15 protein-coding genes are annotated in these 16,082 nt (G+C 43.8%); 11 read left to right on the forward strand and 4 right to left on the reverse strand.

Annotated elements, in window-relative coordinates; translation table 11 throughout:
• Positions 1-106: 106 nt before the first annotated feature.
• Positions 107-1,087, forward strand: a complete 981-nt coding sequence (locus tag LCL96_RS21715) for a nuclease-related domain-containing protein (protein WP_224945275.1) — start codon at positions 107-109, stop codon at positions 1,085-1,087.
• Here the strand turns inward: LCL96_RS21715 and LCL96_RS21720 are convergent.
• From LCL96_RS21720 to LCL96_RS21730, 3 genes are all read right to left on the reverse strand, one after another.
• The gene (locus LCL96_RS21720) at positions 1,020-2,105 is read right to left on the reverse strand and encodes an FAD-dependent oxidoreductase (protein ID WP_224945277.1); all 1,086 of its coding nucleotides are present in this window, start codon (positions 2,103-2,105) and stop codon (positions 1,020-1,022) included. The two genes, LCL96_RS21715 and LCL96_RS21720, sit on opposite strands and share 68 nt — an antisense overlap.
• Positions 2,106-2,118: 13 nt before the next feature.
• The gene (locus LCL96_RS21725) at positions 2,119-2,670 is read right to left on the reverse strand and encodes a GNAT family N-acetyltransferase (protein ID WP_224945279.1); all 552 of its coding nucleotides are present in this window, start codon (positions 2,668-2,670) and stop codon (positions 2,119-2,121) included.
• Between the two features lie 233 nt (positions 2,671-2,903).
• Positions 2,904-4,091: a dicarboxylate/amino acid:cation symporter gene (locus tag LCL96_RS21730; protein ID WP_224945281.1), complete on the reverse strand. Its 1,188-nt coding sequence runs from the start codon at positions 4,089-4,091 to the stop codon at positions 2,904-2,906.
• A gap of 298 nt (positions 4,092-4,389) precedes the next feature.
• Here LCL96_RS21730 and LCL96_RS21735 point away from each other — a divergent pair, with 298 nt between their 5' ends.
• The 8 genes from LCL96_RS21735 (at position 4,390) to LCL96_RS21770 (ending at position 13,762) form a co-directional block, all read left to right on the forward strand.
• Positions 4,390-5,460, forward strand: coding sequence for a D-alanine--D-alanine ligase (locus LCL96_RS21735; RefSeq protein ID WP_224945283.1), 1,071 nt, complete (start codon positions 4,390-4,392; stop codon positions 5,458-5,460).
• 74 nt (positions 5,461-5,534) lie between these two features.
• Positions 5,535-6,911 (forward strand): UDP-N-acetylmuramoyl-tripeptide--D-alanyl-D-alanine ligase, encoded by a 1,377-nt coding sequence (locus LCL96_RS21740; protein WP_224945293.1) that lies wholly within the window; start codon positions 5,535-5,537, stop codon positions 6,909-6,911.
• 93 nt (positions 6,912-7,004) lie between these two features.
• Positions 7,005-7,694, forward strand: a complete 690-nt coding sequence (locus tag LCL96_RS21745; protein ID WP_224945295.1) for an alpha/beta hydrolase — start codon at positions 7,005-7,007, stop codon at positions 7,692-7,694.
• Between the two features lie 269 nt (positions 7,695-7,963).
• Positions 7,964-9,484, forward strand: a complete 1,521-nt coding sequence (locus LCL96_RS21750) for a DEAD/DEAH box helicase (protein WP_224945296.1) — start codon at positions 7,964-7,966, stop codon at positions 9,482-9,484.
• A 287-nt stretch (positions 9,485-9,771) separates the two neighbouring features.
• Entirely contained in the window at positions 9,772-10,743 is a 972-nt protein-coding gene (locus LCL96_RS21755; protein ID WP_224945297.1) for a nuclease-related domain-containing protein, read from the forward strand.
• Between the two features lie 48 nt (positions 10,744-10,791).
• Positions 10,792-11,754 carry a UV DNA damage repair endonuclease UvsE gene (uvsE, locus tag LCL96_RS21760; protein ID WP_224945299.1) on the forward strand — a complete coding sequence of 321 codons (963 nt, stop codon included), beginning with the start codon at positions 10,792-10,794 and terminating at the stop codon, positions 11,752-11,754.
• Positions 11,755-11,838: 84 nt separating this feature from the next.
• Positions 11,839-12,318: a PH domain-containing protein gene (locus tag LCL96_RS21765; protein ID WP_224945301.1), complete on the forward strand. Its 480-nt coding sequence runs from the start codon at positions 11,839-11,841 to the stop codon at positions 12,316-12,318.
• On the forward strand, positions 12,308-13,762 hold the full coding sequence (locus LCL96_RS21770; protein ID WP_224945303.1) for a PH domain-containing protein: 1,455 nt from the start codon (positions 12,308-12,310) through the stop codon (positions 13,760-13,762). The genes LCL96_RS21765 and LCL96_RS21770 overlap by 11 nt, the downstream gene beginning before the upstream one ends.
• A gap of 44 nt (positions 13,763-13,806) precedes the next feature.
• Here the strand turns inward: LCL96_RS21770 and LCL96_RS21775 are convergent, their stop codons facing one another.
• Entirely contained in the window at positions 13,807-14,391 is a 585-nt protein-coding gene (locus tag LCL96_RS21775; RefSeq protein WP_224945305.1) for a rhomboid family intramembrane serine protease, read from the reverse strand.
• Between the two features lie 124 nt (positions 14,392-14,515).
• On the opposite strand from LCL96_RS21775, the gene acpS reads away from it, so the two are divergent.
• Together acpS and LCL96_RS21785 are read left to right on the forward strand one after the other, a co-directional pair.
• On the forward strand, positions 14,516-14,866 hold the full coding sequence (acpS, locus tag LCL96_RS21780; protein WP_224945307.1) for a holo-ACP synthase: 351 nt from the start codon (positions 14,516-14,518) through the stop codon (positions 14,864-14,866).
• Positions 14,867-15,067: 201 nt separating this feature from the next.
• Complete coding sequence (locus LCL96_RS21785; RefSeq protein WP_224945308.1) at positions 15,068-16,081, forward strand: LolA family protein; 1,014 nt, start codon at positions 15,068-15,070, stop codon at positions 16,079-16,081.
• The last annotated feature ends 1 nt before the right edge of the window (position 16,082 follow it).

Below are 16,082 nucleotides of genomic sequence, written 5' to 3' on the forward strand. Positions count from 1 at the left end.
TGTAAAATAAAGGGTTTTTATAAGCGGGTGTCGAATAAACGTGTATACAATGAAAGGAGTTGATAAATTGATCGTTAAAAACAGGGAAATACCCCGGAGAATTTTAATGAATGAAGCATTATTAGAAAGACTCTCTCCTGCTCATAGCCATTGGCATATCATAAAGGCGGATTTAGCCAAGCGAAAAGCCGGTTACCGAGGAGAATTACAATTAGACTATCATCTGAAGTTTATATCTAAAAATAAAAATATATTCATCTTGCATGATCTTCGACTTGAAATAGATGACCGTCACTTTCAAATCGATACCCTCCTCTTAACCCCACAAGTCTTCATCATTATAGAAGTCAAGCACATAGCTGGAACCTACACATTAGATTCGAGATTCGACCAAGCCATTCGAAAGGTAGAGGATAAAGAAGAGGCATTCAGTCACCCTGTCACACAGGTCGAACGCCAGAAGAAGCAGTTGGTAAGGTGGTTCATCAACAGAAAGCTGCCTTCAATCCCGATTTCTACACTTGTTGTCATGACGAATAAATCCACAATCATTGATACTACTTCTCCTAATGAAAAATATCATAATGTGATCAGGGTAGAAAATGTAGAGGGATGGATTTTATCCGTACTTGCTCTTCATAGAAAAGAATCTATTCCAGCAAAACAATTAAAAAAAATCTCCAGCCAATTAGTGAAAAAACACACTGCACCCTTTGCTTTCCCTAAAGACATTTATGGAGTTACTCCAGGTGAAATAATGTCTGGTGTAAAGTGTTCGCAATGTCAACATCTTCCTATGGTAAGGAGATATGCTCATTGGGAGTGCACGGAATGTGGTGGGAAATCAAAAGATGGTCATATAGCTGCTTTAAACGACTATGCCCTTTTAATTTCTGATCGAATAAACAACAAGCAAGTTAGAAAATTCCTCCATTTAGAATCGAGAAAGATTGCTTATAAGATTCTTCAATCCATGCAGCTCAATTCAGAAGGGATGACGAAAAACAAAACCTACCACCTCACCCCCCATACCTTCCAACAAACCTCACATCAATCCAATTCTTCAACCGCCATGCCCAGCCGTTGACCAATGAAAATGACCCATATGTCAAAAAGCCCTCCTTATTCCCAATCGACATAATCGCCAGATACCGGTTCTGCGGTTCAAAGGGAATGATCTTTCCACCAGCCGCTGCACCGGTCAGATTTTTCCATAACACAGGACCTTGTCGCACAGCCGTGACCCCGTTTTTCGGAAGATTGGGGAAGTCTTGTAAAGTTGCGCAGTCACCTGCTCCGAATACGTTTGGGTATTCGACGGATTGGAGGTAGCTGTTCACGAGGAGGAAGCCTTTTTCATCTGTCTGCAGCACACTGCTTCCTAAGAGTGGAGGCGCTTTGGGCCCGCCTAAGAAAATGATCTCATCAAATCCTAAGGTCCGTCCCTCTCCCGTATGTACGCGGGTACTATCTACTTTTGTCACACGTCCTTTATGCAATTCGATGCCTTTTGAATGGGCAACTCTCGTCATTTTCTTTGATGAAAAGGAACCTGCTTTTTCTATGAGTGGTGAAGAATGAATCACTGTAACGGCATGATCCTCATACCCCATTTTCATTTTCCATGCTTTCAAAGATAAAGCCATCTCAATACTCGCTGCGCCTCCACCGATAAAGACCGTCCTTCTGCTGTTACGCAGTTTCTCGATTTGCTCGGGGAAACGATAGTTCGGTTTGATGGGCAGATTGTGCGTATGTAAACCTTGGATCTCCAGCGAGTCATTCCGCGACCCGATGTCGAAAGAAACGAAGTCGTAGGTGAAAATGTCTCCCTTGTCTGTTAAGAGATGCTGTTGATCGGGATCGATGGAGAGGACGGTGCTTTCGACAAAGTCACAGCCAGCCCTCTCACATAGATTATCTAAATCGATCCGGGTTTCTTCTAATGAATAGATTCCTTCTGTATATCCGGAGAACATTCCCGAGTAATACTGATAGCGGGAAGGGGAGATGAGGATCCATTTCACGGTTTCTTCTTGCGGTTGTATCTTTTTTAAACAGTGTAGGTGACTGTGTCCGCCACCAACCAGGATGATTGTTTTCATAGTGGGACTCCTTTTAGAGAGATCGTTTTTCTTCCCATTCTTCCCGGATCATGCCCATTCGGATGGAGTCGTAATAGACGCCATTGTAATAACGGCATTTTCGCATACGACCTTCAAGCTGCATGCCGATTTTTTCTGCGGCCTTCATCATCCGTTCATTTCCTGACCAGGTCGTGATGCCGACCCGTCCGATTTCCTTTGTAGTAAAAAGGTGGTCTACCCATAGGGATAAGGCTTCGGTCCCGTATCCACCGTTCCAGTATGCGGGATCATAGATCACAATCCCGGCCTCAAGCCATCTGGTGGGCTCATAATCCCAATAGTATCCGACGGTTCCGATGATGGTTCCGTCAACTTCGATGATCCGCTGGAATTCATCGCTGCGGTTTTTATTCCGGGTGGATGATTCCATATACTCGTCAAAAGGGACATATTTATGTTCAAAATAAGGGGCGTCCCATTTTTTCCATTCCGGAGAAGGATCCCCGTAAATATAGTCCCATAAAGTAGGAAGGTCTCTCTCTTCTATTTTTCTTAGTGTTACACGCTGCCCGGTTAATTTCAATTTATGAGCACTCCTTTAATGTGTTAATATTTCCATTATACAGAAAATGACAGAGATATTCAGTGGTGAAGTGACTGATTCACGGATCGGAGAGTGGTTCCCTGGACCTATGCGTCACGTCGTCTAAACGTCATATGCAGATAAAATGGTCACCGCGGTGTCTTTTTCAGACTGATTTCAAAAATAAAAATAGAGGTCCGTCCCTCCGATTGGAGGGACGGACCTCTATTAGGTTAGCTTGCTTTAATAGAAGATACGTGTGCTTTTTTCTTTTGGGTCAGTTTGTCGACGATCGATGTGATGGCGCCGTCACCTGTTACGTTGCAGGCAGTTCCGAAGCTGTCCTGTGCGAGATACAGGGCGATCATAAGGGACGTCATCGTCGGTCCGAACCCAAGCATTGTTTCAAGTAGTCCAAGGGCTGCCATGACGGCTCCCCCTGGAACACCGGGTGCTGCAATCATCGTGATGCCAAGCATTAGGATGAATGGAAACAGCTGAGTGAATTGCAGTGCCTCGCCCTGGATGAACATGACGGCCATGGCGCAGCTGACAAGAGTGATGGTGCTTCCTGATAAGTGAATCGTAGCAAGAAGCGGTACAGAGAAATCGGCAATGCGTTCTCTTGAACCGATTTTCTTGGAACGTTCAAGGGTCACCGGGATCGTGGACGCGGAAGACTGTGTTCCGAGTGCCGTAAAGTAAGCTGGGAGCATCCCTTTCATCATGGAAAGAGGGTTTTGTTTTCTCAGTGTCCCTGCAGCTGTATATTGAATAATTAAGAAAATAACATGTAAAAGAATGATCATGACAAATACTTTAGCAAATACAGACATGATGGCACTCACTTGTCCACCTTGCGTCATATTGGCGAAAATTCCAAGTATATGAACAGGTAACAGTGGAATGATGATCTTTTCAATCACAAGCTCGACGATGTTCCTGAATTCATCCATCCCTTTTTGAAGGGTGTCGCCTTTGATGGCGGCCATTCCAAGTCCGATGGTGAAAGCGATGAGTAATGCCGACATAACGCCCATGATTGGAGGCATGTCCACTGTAAAGAAACCTTTGAGAAGAGCTTCTTCAGGATTTTCAAATGACTGGGAAGTTTGATTGGCCAGTAAAGATGGGTATATAGACTTCGCAACGGCAAAGGCGAGTAAACCGGCTAATACTGTGGAACCGTACGCGAGGGCAGTGGTCAATCCAAGAAGTTTCCCTGCACCTTTTCCCATGGAGCCGATCCCAGGAGCGATAAAGCCGATGATGATCAACGGAATCGCAAATCCGAGGAAATTACCGAATAATCCATTGAATGTAGCGAAGATTTTCACAAACCATTCTGGTGCATAGGCACCAATGACAATACCTGACGCAATACCTAATAGAATCTTAGGCAGTAAACCGAGCTTTCTCATCTGGGTGTCCTCCTTAAAAATACAAATGTTTTTGATAGAGGGATTATACACCTTATGCCATGATAGTTTAATAGCTTTTTAAATAGGCGAAATCTTAAGTGTATTCAGAATAATAATAGGTCCATTTTGTCGCAGGACTGGTTTTCATTTGCATACATATATATTGGGCACTCTTTGAATGCCATTTGAATCAAGACAAATGTGGTAAATTTTATTTTCCAAGGGAATCATTCTTTCCCTTTCCGGTGAAAGTGATAAAATAGAAACATCTATTGTGAATATTGGAGGTAACTCATTTATGAAAACGAAGTTATGCTTACTATACGGAGGAAAATCCGCTGAACATAATGTATCTCTGCAAACAGCCAAGGCCGTGATTGGTGCCCTGGATTTAAATAAATACGAAATCCACCCTGTTTTTATTTCGACGGAAGGCCGTTGGGTCAAGGGTCCTGAACTGAACGCTCCTGTTGAAGATGTGAAGGCATTGCAATTTAAAGAAGGGGAAGAGATTGCCCCTAATGCTTTAAGTACATCCATCGCGCCGTCAGATTCAGAAGGATATGACATGATTTTCCCGCTGCTTCACGGACCGAATGGTGAAGACGGAACGGTTCAAGGAATGCTTGAACTGTTGAATCTCCCTTATGTGGGGAATGGTGTCCTTGCTTCATCTGCCGGAATGGATAAAGTCATTATGAAGAATCTATTCGCTCAGGCTGGCATCCCGCAAGTCAACTATACGTGGTTCATCCGCAGCACATGGAAAGGGAATCCGGAAGCGGCTTATAAGCAAGTGGAAGAGGAGATTGGCTATCCTTGCTTCGTAAAGCCCGCCAACCTTGGGTCATCGGTCGGAATCAGCAAATGTACGACTCGTGAAGAACTGCAGTCGGCTTTCAGTGAAGCGTTCCAGTTCGACCGCAAGATCATCATTGAAGAAGGCGTAAAGGCAAGAGAAATCGAGCTAGGCGTACTTGGAAATGATCAGCCGGAATGCTCTGTAGCAGGTGAAATCGTTCCGAAGAAAGACTTCTATGATTACAAAGCCAAATATGAGGATGGAGATACGGCCCTTATCATTCCGGCAGAAGTGGAAGGAAGCATCTATAACGAAATGAAGGAAATTGCCATCCAATCCTATAAGGCACTGGATTGTTCCGGGCTTGTAAGGGCAGACTTCTTCTTAACGGAGGATGGTCAAATCTATATGAATGAAGTGAACACGATGCCTGGCTTCACGCCATTCAGTATGTTCCCGCTTCTTTGGAAGCATACAGGAGTCGATTATCCTACTCTGATCGGGAAACTTGTGGAGCTTGGAATGGAACGATATCAAGACAAACAAACGATTAAGCATACGATGTAAACAACTTGGGACTGACCGCCTAAAGGCAGTCCCTGCTTTATTTTCATTAAAAAATGAGTAAAAGGAGTAAACGAATGTTCGAGAAGACGATTAAAGATATGTGTACCATGCTTGATGTAAAAAACGATCTTACCCCATTTGAATCAGTGGTCGTGAAGGGCGTTTCCATCGATACAAGAAAAATCGAGAGCGGCAACTTATTTGTTCCTTTTAAAGGGGAAAATGTAGACGGTCACCAATTTGTTCGCCAAGCCATTGAAAATGGTGCTTCTGCAGCTCTATGGGATATCAATGTCCCTAACCCTCCGGAAGATATACCTGTACTCGTTGTGGAAGATCCGCTGCTTGCCCTTCAGGCTTTGGCGAACAAGTATCGCCACGAACTGGATTTAAAAGTCGTCGGCATTACAGGAAGCAATGGGAAAACGACAACCAAGGACATTGTAGCCAATCTGCTGTCTGTAAAGTACCGTGTTCATAAAACACAAGGGAACTATAATAACCATATTGGTCTCCCGCTGACCATCCTTTCTCTTCCACAAGACTCGGAAGTGGCTGTACTTGAGATGGGAATGAGCGGGTTTGGTGAGATTGAACTCCTATCTGAAATCTCCCAACCTGATGCTGCCATCATTACGAATATCGGGGAATCTCACCTGCAGGACCTAGGTTCAAGAGAAGGTATCGCCAAGGCCAAGCTTGAAATCGTAAAAGGTCTGAAGCCTGAAGGTCTGTTTGCCTACTATGGAGATGAGCCGTTGCTGCAGGAAGGTGTAAAAGGACTCGGCCTCACGCATATGGAGACTTTCGGAAGAAGTGAATCCAATTCGATTTACCCGACTAAAATCGAAATGAACAATCATGGAAGCTATTTCGAGACGTCTTTTGCTGAAGGTGAAGCGTTCTTCCTGCCTGTCTTAGGGCAGCATAATATCCATAACGCCCTTGCTGGAATCCTGATTGCCCGTCATTTCGGACTCAGCGTGGATGAAATGAAAGAAGGCTTACAGTCGTTAAAGCTGACGCAGATGAGGATGGAAATGCTTGAAGGGAAGAAAGGCGAAAGCATCATCAACGATGCCTACAATGCGAGTCCGACTTCCATGAAAGCGGCCATTGAGCTTTTAGCAGAGCTTGAGGGCTACCGTACAAAGATCCTGGTCCTCGGAGATATGCTTGAACTTGGGGATAATGAAGAAGAATTCCATCAGGAAATCGGACGCATGATCGATGGAGAGAAAATTCAGCAAGTATTCACATTCGGCCATCTTGGAAGCCTGATTGCGAAAGGTGCCCTGGAGAATCTTCAAGAAGACCGGGTTCACTCCTTTACAGACAAAGAAAGCCTGACGAATAAACTGTCTTCCATCCTTAAGGGGGATGAACTGATCTTATTCAAGGCATCCAGAGGGATGAAGCTTGAAGAAATTATCGACAACCTTAAGGCATAAGTTTAAACCTTCATTAAAGTGAACAAAATGAGCTTGTAGATGTTGTGGGAGTGTGGCTCGCTCCCTACTTTTTGAGAAGTAAGTGGGGATAACATGATCGGTTGTTTATTAATCCATGGTTTTACAGGGAGCCCATTTGAAGTTGAGCCTCTTGCAGAATTCCTCCAGGAACGGACCGATTGGAAAATCGTCGTGCCGACTCTCCCAGGCCATGGGCAAACCCTTGACCTGAAAGGGATTAAGCATGTTGAGTGGATCGAACATGCTGAGTCTGAGCTGAAGGTCCTGTTGGACACATGCGACGAAGTGTATGTCATCGGGTTCTCAATGGGTGGATTGATTGCTACGTATCTTTCGGTTAAATACAATATCAGCAAGCTCGTACTATTAAGTGCCGCTGCTTACTATATAAATGTTAAACAACTGCTGAAAGATATTGGTAATTTAATTAAAGAGGGAATGCAAGGCAATATGCTTGAAAACGAGCTGTACAAACGATATAAATTCAAGGTGACTCAAACCCCGTTTCTGTCCACATATGAATTCAGAAAAGTTGTCCGTATCGCTCGTCCACTCCTCGGCGAGGTGAACATCCCAACGTTCATCGCTCAAGGAGAGAATGATGGAATAGTCCCCCCGAAAGCTGCGAAATATATATACGAGACTATTTCCTCAAAAAAGAAAAACCTATACTATTCCCCGGAAGCAAAACACTTAATTTGTCATAGTGAAGACAAGCAGGATCTATTTGAGAAGATCTACCAATTTCTTCAAATTGAATAGATTGACTATTTGACATTAGATTGAAATTCGTTTCTAGAAGTGGTAACATAACTACAACATAGTTCTTATTTTGTTGGACGTGCTAGCTCTTCTATTTTGAAGAGTGTATTTTTTTGTACCAAACATAAAACTAAACATCTCATATAGACGGTTTTAGATTAGATACCGAAGTCTTTCGGTGGGTAAAATTGTAAGATTTCGTTCCGACCTAAAAATATAATCAGATATTGATTAGTTATAAAAGATGTAAATTAAAGGAGAATGTAACATTGACTAAGTTTGCAGATTTAAACTTAAGCGCATCTACGTTGAAATCAATCAAACGTATGGGCTTTGAAGAAGCTACACCCATTCAGGCAAGTACGATCCCGGTCAGTTTAGAAGGTAAGGATATCATCGGTCAGGCACAAACGGGAACAGGTAAAACGACAGCATTCGGTGTTCCGATGATCGAGAAAATCGATGTGAAAAACCCGAAAGTGCAAGCGTTGATCATTGCACCAACACGCGAACTTGCGATCCAGGTATCTGAAGAGTTATACCGTATCGGTGCCGACAAGCGTGCCCGCGTCCTATCCGTATATGGAGGTCAGGACATCCAGCGTCAAATCCGTGCGATGAAGAAGAACCCACATATCATCGTAGGTACACCAGGTCGTCTTCTTGACCATATCAAACGTAAAACACTTAACCTTGAAAACGTTGAAACACTAGTACTGGACGAAGCAGATGAAATGCTGAACATGGGCTTCATCGAGGACATCGAAAGCATCCTTGAGACAGTTCCAAGCACAAGACAAACACTTTTATTCTCAGCAACAATGCCGGATCCGATCCGTCGTATTGCGAACCGTTTCATGTCAGAGCCGGAAGTCATCAAAGTGAAATCAAAAGAAGTAACGGTTTCGAATATCGAACAATACTTCACAAAAGTAAGTGAAAAAGAAAAATTCGATACCCTTTCACGTTTAATCGACGTACAATCACCTGAACTTGCGATTGTATTCGGCCGTACTAAGCGTAGAGTAGACGAATTAGCTCGTGCCCTAAGCATCCGCGGTTACCTTGCAGAAGGTATTCACGGAGACCTTTCACAAGCTCGTCGTATGACGGTCCTCAAGAAATTCAAAGAAGGACGCATCGACATCCTGATCGCTACAGACGTTGCTGCCCGTGGATTAGATATCTCAGGCGTAACGCATGTATACAACTTTGATATTCCTCAAGATCCTGAAAGCTACGTTCACCGTATCGGACGTACAGGTCGTGCAGGTAAGAAGGGTATGTCCATCACTTTTGTCACACCAAGAGAAATGGGTTACCTGAAGATCGTTGAACAAACAACGAAGAAGAAAATGACGGCCCTTAAGCCACCTAGCTTAAACGAAGCTCTTGAAGGTCAGCAGCGTCTGGCTTTAGAGAAACTGGTTGAAGCAGCGAAGGAAAGCGATCTTAAAGATTACTATCCATTAGCAGAAGAGTTCCTTGGCGATCATGATCCGGTTCAAGCGGTAGCGGCAGCGATCCGTGTATTAACGAAAGAACCTGATACAACTCCTGTTGAAATCACGGAAGAGCGTCCATTACCATCAAGAGGTGGAAATCGTGGCGGCGGAAACCGTGGTGGATACAAAGGCGGATCACGCAGCGGTAAAGGCGGAAGCCGTGGTGGGTCATCACGCAGCGGCGGTGGAAACCGCGGAGGCGGAAGCCGTGGCGGAGATCGCAACCGTTCAGGCGGCGGCAGACCACATTCTTCAAGCAAACGTAAATCTTATAACAATTCTTGATTAGATGGAACACGATGACCTTTTGGGGTTGTCGTGTTTTTTTGTTGGTTGTGGTTTTGGTAATTGAAAGAGAGAAAAGAAATATGTTCCAATATTTGTTAAAATACGCAATTATCATTAAAAATGACGCAATAAATAAAAAAACGACGCAATTATCCAGAAAATGACGCAATCAGAGCCAAAAATGACGCAATACATATTAATATGTTAATATTTCCAACCCGAATGAAGGATTCTCTCATCCTGTGGCGAATTAAATATCCATAAACCATAAGGAGAGTGATCCATTGATCTGTAAAGAACTCAAAATCCCCATCATTCTTGAAAAAACGGAAGCATTATTATGCCGAACTCCCCATAATCATCCTCAAATGTCACTTATAGAAAAGGATTTCAAGAAAAGAAGAGCAGGATATAATGGAGAATCCACCGTGTACTACCACCTCACCTTCCTGAAAGACAAAAAGTACAAAATCTTCTATAATGTAAGACTCCCCATCTTCTCAAACCATTTCCAAATGGACTTTCTCATCCTTACCCCTTTCTATATTTTAATCATCGAAGTAAAAAACATATCAGGAATCGTCCTCATCGATCCTTTCATCAGACAACTTACCCGGACTCATAAAGGAGTGACGGAAGGGTTTATCGACCCGGTTTCTCAAGTGCAAAGATATAAATTATTACTACAGAAATGGTTCAGTACCCATAAACTGAATCATCCCCCAATCGAACACCTCGTCGTTTTCAGCAACCCGTCAACCATTCTGAACTACACAGTATCCCCGACACCAGACGATCCTTATAAGAATATTATTCATGCTCAAAACCTCATCGATAAAATAAAAGAACTAAATGAAAAACATTTAAAGACAATCATTACAGATAAAGAACTCTTAAAAATGAAAAGGACCTTATTAAAGCATCATCATGAACATGAAATAGACATTTTAGAAGCCTACTCCCTGACAAAAAACGATCTCATCACCGGTGTCCGATGTGAATCCTGCCAACACATCCCCATGATTCGAGTCAGTGCATCCTGGTACTGCGTGAAGTGCCATGCTTCATCAAAGAGAGCTCATGAGACAGCGGTCAAAGATTATTTCTTACTAATAAATGATCAGCTAACCAATAGTGATTTAAGAAAGTTCCTCCATTTAAACTCAAGAAACACAGCCTACAAAATATTAAAGTCCTTTCAATTAGAAACCCAAGGAGGAACAAAATCTGTTACCTATTCAAAACCCACGAGATAATTCCCCGACTAAAGCACATACTAACCCCAAAAAGGAGTCCACCCACCCATGACACTCATTAAACTTGGCTACGTGGCCATGAGCATGAACCTGCAAAATGCGTCCCCTTCCCAAACGATGACATATAAACAATTCTCCAGCATAAAGGATCGGGAAGCGGCTATCCATAAACTCGAGAGGATTGCCCGGTCGAATTTACAAAATTGCCTTAGGCTTTTAAAGCATAATGTCCTGAATGAAATCCATTTCTTCCGGTTCAGTTCAAAGTTGATTCCTCTTGCCAATCATCCGGATTTGAAAGGGTGGGATTTTATTTCTCCTTTGAAGGAGGAACTACAAGAGATTAAAGATTATCTCGAGCTACATCCGATGCGGGTCGATTTTCACCCCGACCATTTTGTTCTGCTGAATTCAAGCGATGTGGATGTTTTGAAAAATACGCTAAAAACCTTGAAGGTGCATGAGGCGTTGTTAAAAGGAATGGGAATCGATCCGACCCATCGCTGTGTTCTTCATGTCGGCGGGGCATATGAGGATAAGGAGAAGGCGCTGGAGCAATTCATTCATAATTGGGGGCTGACTCCTGTGTCTCTTCAACAGATGATCATCCTTGAAAATGATGACACGGTTTTTAGTGCGGCGGATGCCCTTTATTTATGTGAGAAACTGGGCATTCCCCTTGTGTTTGATTATCATCATCATCTTGCGTATAACGAACGGGATTGGTTGTTGGACTGGGATAGGGTGGTTGGGACGTGGAGTCAGTCGAAGCTTCCGATGAAAATGCATATCTCAAGCCCGAGGTCAAAAGAGGAATATAAAGCACATGCGGATTTCATCGATCCCGGCATGTTTCTTGATTTTCTGCACGGCATAAAAGGTACGGTCGATGAAATCGATTGTATGATTGAAGCAAAGAAAAAGGATGACGCTTTGTTCAAGTTAGTAGAGGACCTGCAGGAATGTGAAGGTATCGAATGGGTGGATAAGAGTTCTTTTATTATTAACTAGCGTGAGGCATATTCTGAAACCATCTCTGTTCCCAATCGTATTTATACTGTAAGATTTAGTAAGAGAGATGGAAGGGGGATTTGCATGATAGGGGAACCGCAAACGCGAATATCGCCCATGGCTTTGAAGGTCTGGAGAATATATGGGGTGTTGGAGTCATTGATCGCGGCGGTGTTTGTAGCCGGGGCGATTGTGCTCGCTTTTATTTTTGATGGGTCCCATTGGGTGACTGTCACAGCAGTACTGGTATATATTTTGTTTACATATTTGTTTGTTTACTTGCTTCCGATGATGAAATGGAAAAGATGGAGATATGAAGTGAGGGAGCAGGAAATTGAACTGCAGCGTGGGATCTTCATTGTGAAGCGGACATTGGTCCCGATGGTGAGGGTACAGCATGTGGACACGGTACAGGGGCCTATTTTAAAAAGGTATGGACTATCGACGATCACCATTTCCACGGCAGCGACGGTTCACGAGATTCCGGCATTGGACATGGAAGAAGCGGATCAGCTGAGAAATTCCATATCACAATTGGCGAGGGTGGCGGAAGATGATGTCTGAGCATAAACGTCTTCACCCCATTTCGGCAGTGGCCAATTTCATTAAGCAACTAAAGGATCTGATTGTCCCCTTGATATTTCTGTTTGTATTGAATAATCGGGAAGAGAAGAATGGGTTTTGGGATTATCTTCCTCTTTTATCCATGGCTGTCGTGCTTGTTTTCGTACTTGTTTTCGGAATCATCAAATGGCTGCGATTCACTTACCGCGTAGAAGAGGGTGAACTCCGGATTGAATATGGGCTGTTTGTGAAAAAGAAACGGTACATCCCCATTGACCGGATTCAGAGCCTTAATTTCTCCGAAGGGATCTTGCATCGTCCTTTCGGGCTTGTAAAGGTGAAGGTTGAAACGGCAGGCTCTTCAAATTCAAGAGAGTCTGAAGCGGAACTGACCGCGATTACAAAGAAAGAAGCTCAGGACTTAGAGAACATGATCTATGTGGAGAAGAAGGGGCATACCGATGTGGAGGATTCTCCTGAGTCATCTGAAACCCGTGAGGAAGAACCCTATTTCTCACTCGGGTCCAAGGACATTTGGGTCCTGGCGGCAACCTCAGGGGGAGTTGGGGTCATTATTTCAGGTGTTGCTTTATTTTTGTCACAAATGAATGAACTCATTCCGTATGAGGCCGTGTATGAAGAAGTGGCGGTATTTGTTCAAAATGGAGTGTTCGTCGTTGCTATGACAGTGTTCTTAGGGTTGATTCTAGCATGGGTCCTCTCGATTATTTGGACGTTCATCATTTATGGAGATTTTAAGATTAAAATAGTAGATGATCATATCGTCATGACAAGGGGGCTGCTTGAGAAGAAGCAGGTGACGGTGCCGCTGAATCGGGTCCAAGGGATTCGGGTTGTGGAGAACCCCATCAGGCAGCTGATCGGCTATTGCACGGTGCATATTGAAAATGCCGGAGGGTCTGTCCTGGAGAAAGACAGTATGAGTATCAAACTATTCCCGATTGTGAAGAAGGAACAAGTACCGGATTTGTTAAAGGGGCTGTTTCCCGACTATATCATCCAACATGATTTTAAGGGGCTGCCTGGACGCTCCATGAGAAGATATGTGTTTAGACAGTCGGCCTGGGTTCTGGTACCCACGGCAGCTGCCTGTTATTTCTACTGGCCATATGGACTTTGGGCATCCCTTTTGATTCTTCCTTTTGGGGTTCTGGGATACTTCCAATACCGTGCAGGAGGATGGCGGATCGATGGGGGACAATTGACTTTACGGTATAGGGGCTTGTTGAAGAATACGATGTACATGAAGAAAAGCAGGATCCAGTCTCTTGATACGAAAGTGAGCTGGTTTCAATCGAGAAAAGAACTGGGTAGCCTTTCGACGACTGTGAAATCAGGTGTAACCGGACATGAAAGTCCTGTTAAGGATCTTGATCAAGAGGATGTTAAGAGGATTGCTTCCTGGTTTTCGCATCGTGTGTAAATGAAGAAGCGGCCTGCATTTGCGGGCCGCTTTTTGAATATTCCTTACTTCCTGCCCGAGATCCATCCGATGACGAATCCTGCGATAAGTCCGAATATGTGGGCGGTTATGTTGATGCCGGATTGCATAAATGTCATCACGACTCCGATGATGACGATGGGCAAGATGATTTGCCGGCTTTCCCTTGTGATGAAATGGTTTTTCAACACAATCATGGCGATGTAAAATCCAAATAAACCAAATATAGCTCCTGATGCCCCGACATGACTGTAGGTGAGAGGTTTAACCAAATACGTGATGATATTGGCGAACATCCCGCTTGCTAAATAAAGGCCAAGGAATTTCGCCTTACCAAGATGTTTTTCCAGGGGCGGGCCGAATAGTACAAGAGAAAACGAGTTAAATAATAGATGGGCAAAATCCATATGAACGAAGATGGGGGTGAGGAGTCTCCACCATTCCCCTTCTTTAATGAATAAATTCACACCGGCCAATTGTTCGTATACCCACAGCTGGGGGAAGATAGGGAGGGCGCTTACGGCGAAAAGGGCGATATGAATCAATACGATCAAGGAGATAATAGGATAGAATCGTAAAAATTGAGAAAAACTTTCGGTTCGTACAAACATATTGTATCCTCCTAGATAGGCTCTGTTACATAATAGTACTATAGTATAAGAAGACGTTTGAAATTACGAGTGAGATCTTAATTAATATATGAAAGATAGGACAAGAGTAGAAGGGGAATCGCATATGATAAAAGGAATAGGGATGGATATTGTTGAGATAGGACGCATTCAGGAACTGCTGGAGCGCAAGACGAAGTTTGTAAGCAGGGTTCTAACGGACAGAGAAGAGGATGCGTTCTATTCTTTGAATGAGCGGCGCAGGGTTGAATTTGTTGCTGGGCGTTTCGCTGCGAAAGAGGCATATGCCAAAGCGAATGGTACCGGGATCGGGAAGGAGCTTTCATTCCGGGATATTGAAATCAGCAAGGATGAAAGAGGCAAGCCTTATTTTTCAAAGCCTGAGGGAACGGCTGCCCACCTATCCATCACCCATAGCAGGGAGTTTGCGGCTGCTCAAGTCGTCATCGAAGAGTAATAAATTTTATGCTTGTCAGCATAATCCCCGAGGTTGTCTCATATATTCAGTAGTGCAATAGGAGAGACAAGGTCAGGTGTCTCACAATCGCGGTTCGTTGGCGAATGGAAACGGGCATTCTTTCAAGGATCGTCCATTCTTTGACAGCTGACCTTCCCCTCTCTCAATAACGTATATCCTGGGACAAAAGGGGTTGAAAAAATGAAGAAAAAGCTAGTGATACTAGTGATTGCCATGTTAGCGGTGCTGGCGCTCGCCGCTTGTGGGCAAAAATCGAAAGAAGATGTAACCAAGGACCTTAAGGCAAAAGTAGAGGATATGAAGGGGTACAAAGCAGATGCCAAAATGACCCTTCAGGTGGGAGAGGAACCCCAAACCTATGATGTAGAAGTATGGCATAATGACCCTAATTATTACCGTGTAGCTTTAAAGAATGCTTCGAAAGATCAAAGCCAGATGATTCTGCGAAATGACGAGGGAGTGTTCGTTCTGACACCGGCCCTGAACAAAAGCTTCCGGTTCCAAAGCAACTGGCCAGAAAACAGCAGTCAGGCGTACTTGTATGAATCGCTTGTCAAGGATGTCTTAGAAGACAAGGAAGCGACCTTCAAAGAAACGAAGAACCATTATGTGTTTACGACGAAAACACGTTACCAAAACAGTCAGATGCTACCTACTCAGGAGATTGCCTTTAACAAGAAAGACCTGACTCCTGCATCCGTCAGTGTCATGGATTCCGATCAAAATCCGCTGGTGAAAGTGGAATTTTCCAAGATGGATATGAAAGCGGCATTTGACAAGAAAGACTTCGACATGAAGAAGAACATGACAGGTGCCCAGCTTGAAGTTCCTGTTACAGCATCTGTAGAAGATACTGAATTCACTGTTCTTTACCCGATGTCAGAAATCACGGGGACTGAATTAATAGAAGAAAAAGAAGTGGCGACGGATACCGGAAAACGTGTCATCTTGACCTACGATGGTGAAAAGTCATTTACAATCGTACAGGAGAAGACAACTGTCGTGCCGACGATGACGGTTTCTACTTCACTTAAAGGGGAATTAGTGGACCTCGGATTCACAGTGGCGGCCATGACAGATCAATCCATCAGATGGACGAATAATGGCGTGGATTATATGCTTGCTTCAAATGATCTCACTCCTTCCGAGATGGTGATGGTGGCCCAGTCTGTACAAGGTTCGATGGTGAAATAAA

This window comes from Rossellomorea aquimaris, from assembly GCF_020172085.1.
Classification (GTDB): Bacteria; Bacillota; Bacilli; order Bacillales; family Bacillaceae_B; genus Rossellomorea; species Rossellomorea aquimaris_E.

Bases quoted from the DNA above. Each gene is read 5' to 3' on its own strand.
- acpS (WP_224945307.1), top strand. From the start codon at position 14,516: ATGATAAAAGGAATAGGGATGGATATTGTTGAGATAGGACGCATTCAG.
- uvsE (WP_224945299.1), top strand. From the start codon at position 10,792: ATGACACTCATTAAACTTGGCTACGTGGCCATGAGCATGAACCTGCAA.
- LCL96_RS21740 (WP_224945293.1), top strand. From the start codon at position 5,535: ATGTTCGAGAAGACGATTAAAGATATGTGTACCATGCTTGATGTAAAA.
- LCL96_RS21775 (WP_224945305.1), bottom strand. From the start codon at position 14,391: ATGTTTGTACGAACCGAAAGTTTTTCTCAATTTTTACGATTCTATCCT.
- LCL96_RS21765 (WP_224945301.1), top strand. From the start codon at position 11,839: ATGATAGGGGAACCGCAAACGCGAATATCGCCCATGGCTTTGAAGGTC.
- LCL96_RS21785 (WP_224945308.1), top strand. From the start codon at position 15,068: ATGAAGAAAAAGCTAGTGATACTAGTGATTGCCATGTTAGCGGTGCTG.
- LCL96_RS21730 (WP_224945281.1), bottom strand. From the start codon at position 4,091: ATGAGAAAGCTCGGTTTACTGCCTAAGATTCTATTAGGTATTGCGTCA.
- LCL96_RS21770 (WP_224945303.1), top strand. From the start codon at position 12,308: ATGATGTCTGAGCATAAACGTCTTCACCCCATTTCGGCAGTGGCCAAT.
- LCL96_RS21735 (WP_224945283.1), top strand. From the start codon at position 4,390: ATGAAAACGAAGTTATGCTTACTATACGGAGGAAAATCCGCTGAACAT.
- LCL96_RS21745 (WP_224945295.1), top strand. From the start codon at position 7,005: ATGATCGGTTGTTTATTAATCCATGGTTTTACAGGGAGCCCATTTGAA.
- LCL96_RS21720 (WP_224945277.1), bottom strand. From the start codon at position 2,105: ATGAAAACAATCATCCTGGTTGGTGGCGGACACAGTCACCTACACTGT.
- LCL96_RS21715 (WP_224945275.1), top strand. From the start codon at position 107: ATGAATGAAGCATTATTAGAAAGACTCTCTCCTGCTCATAGCCATTGG.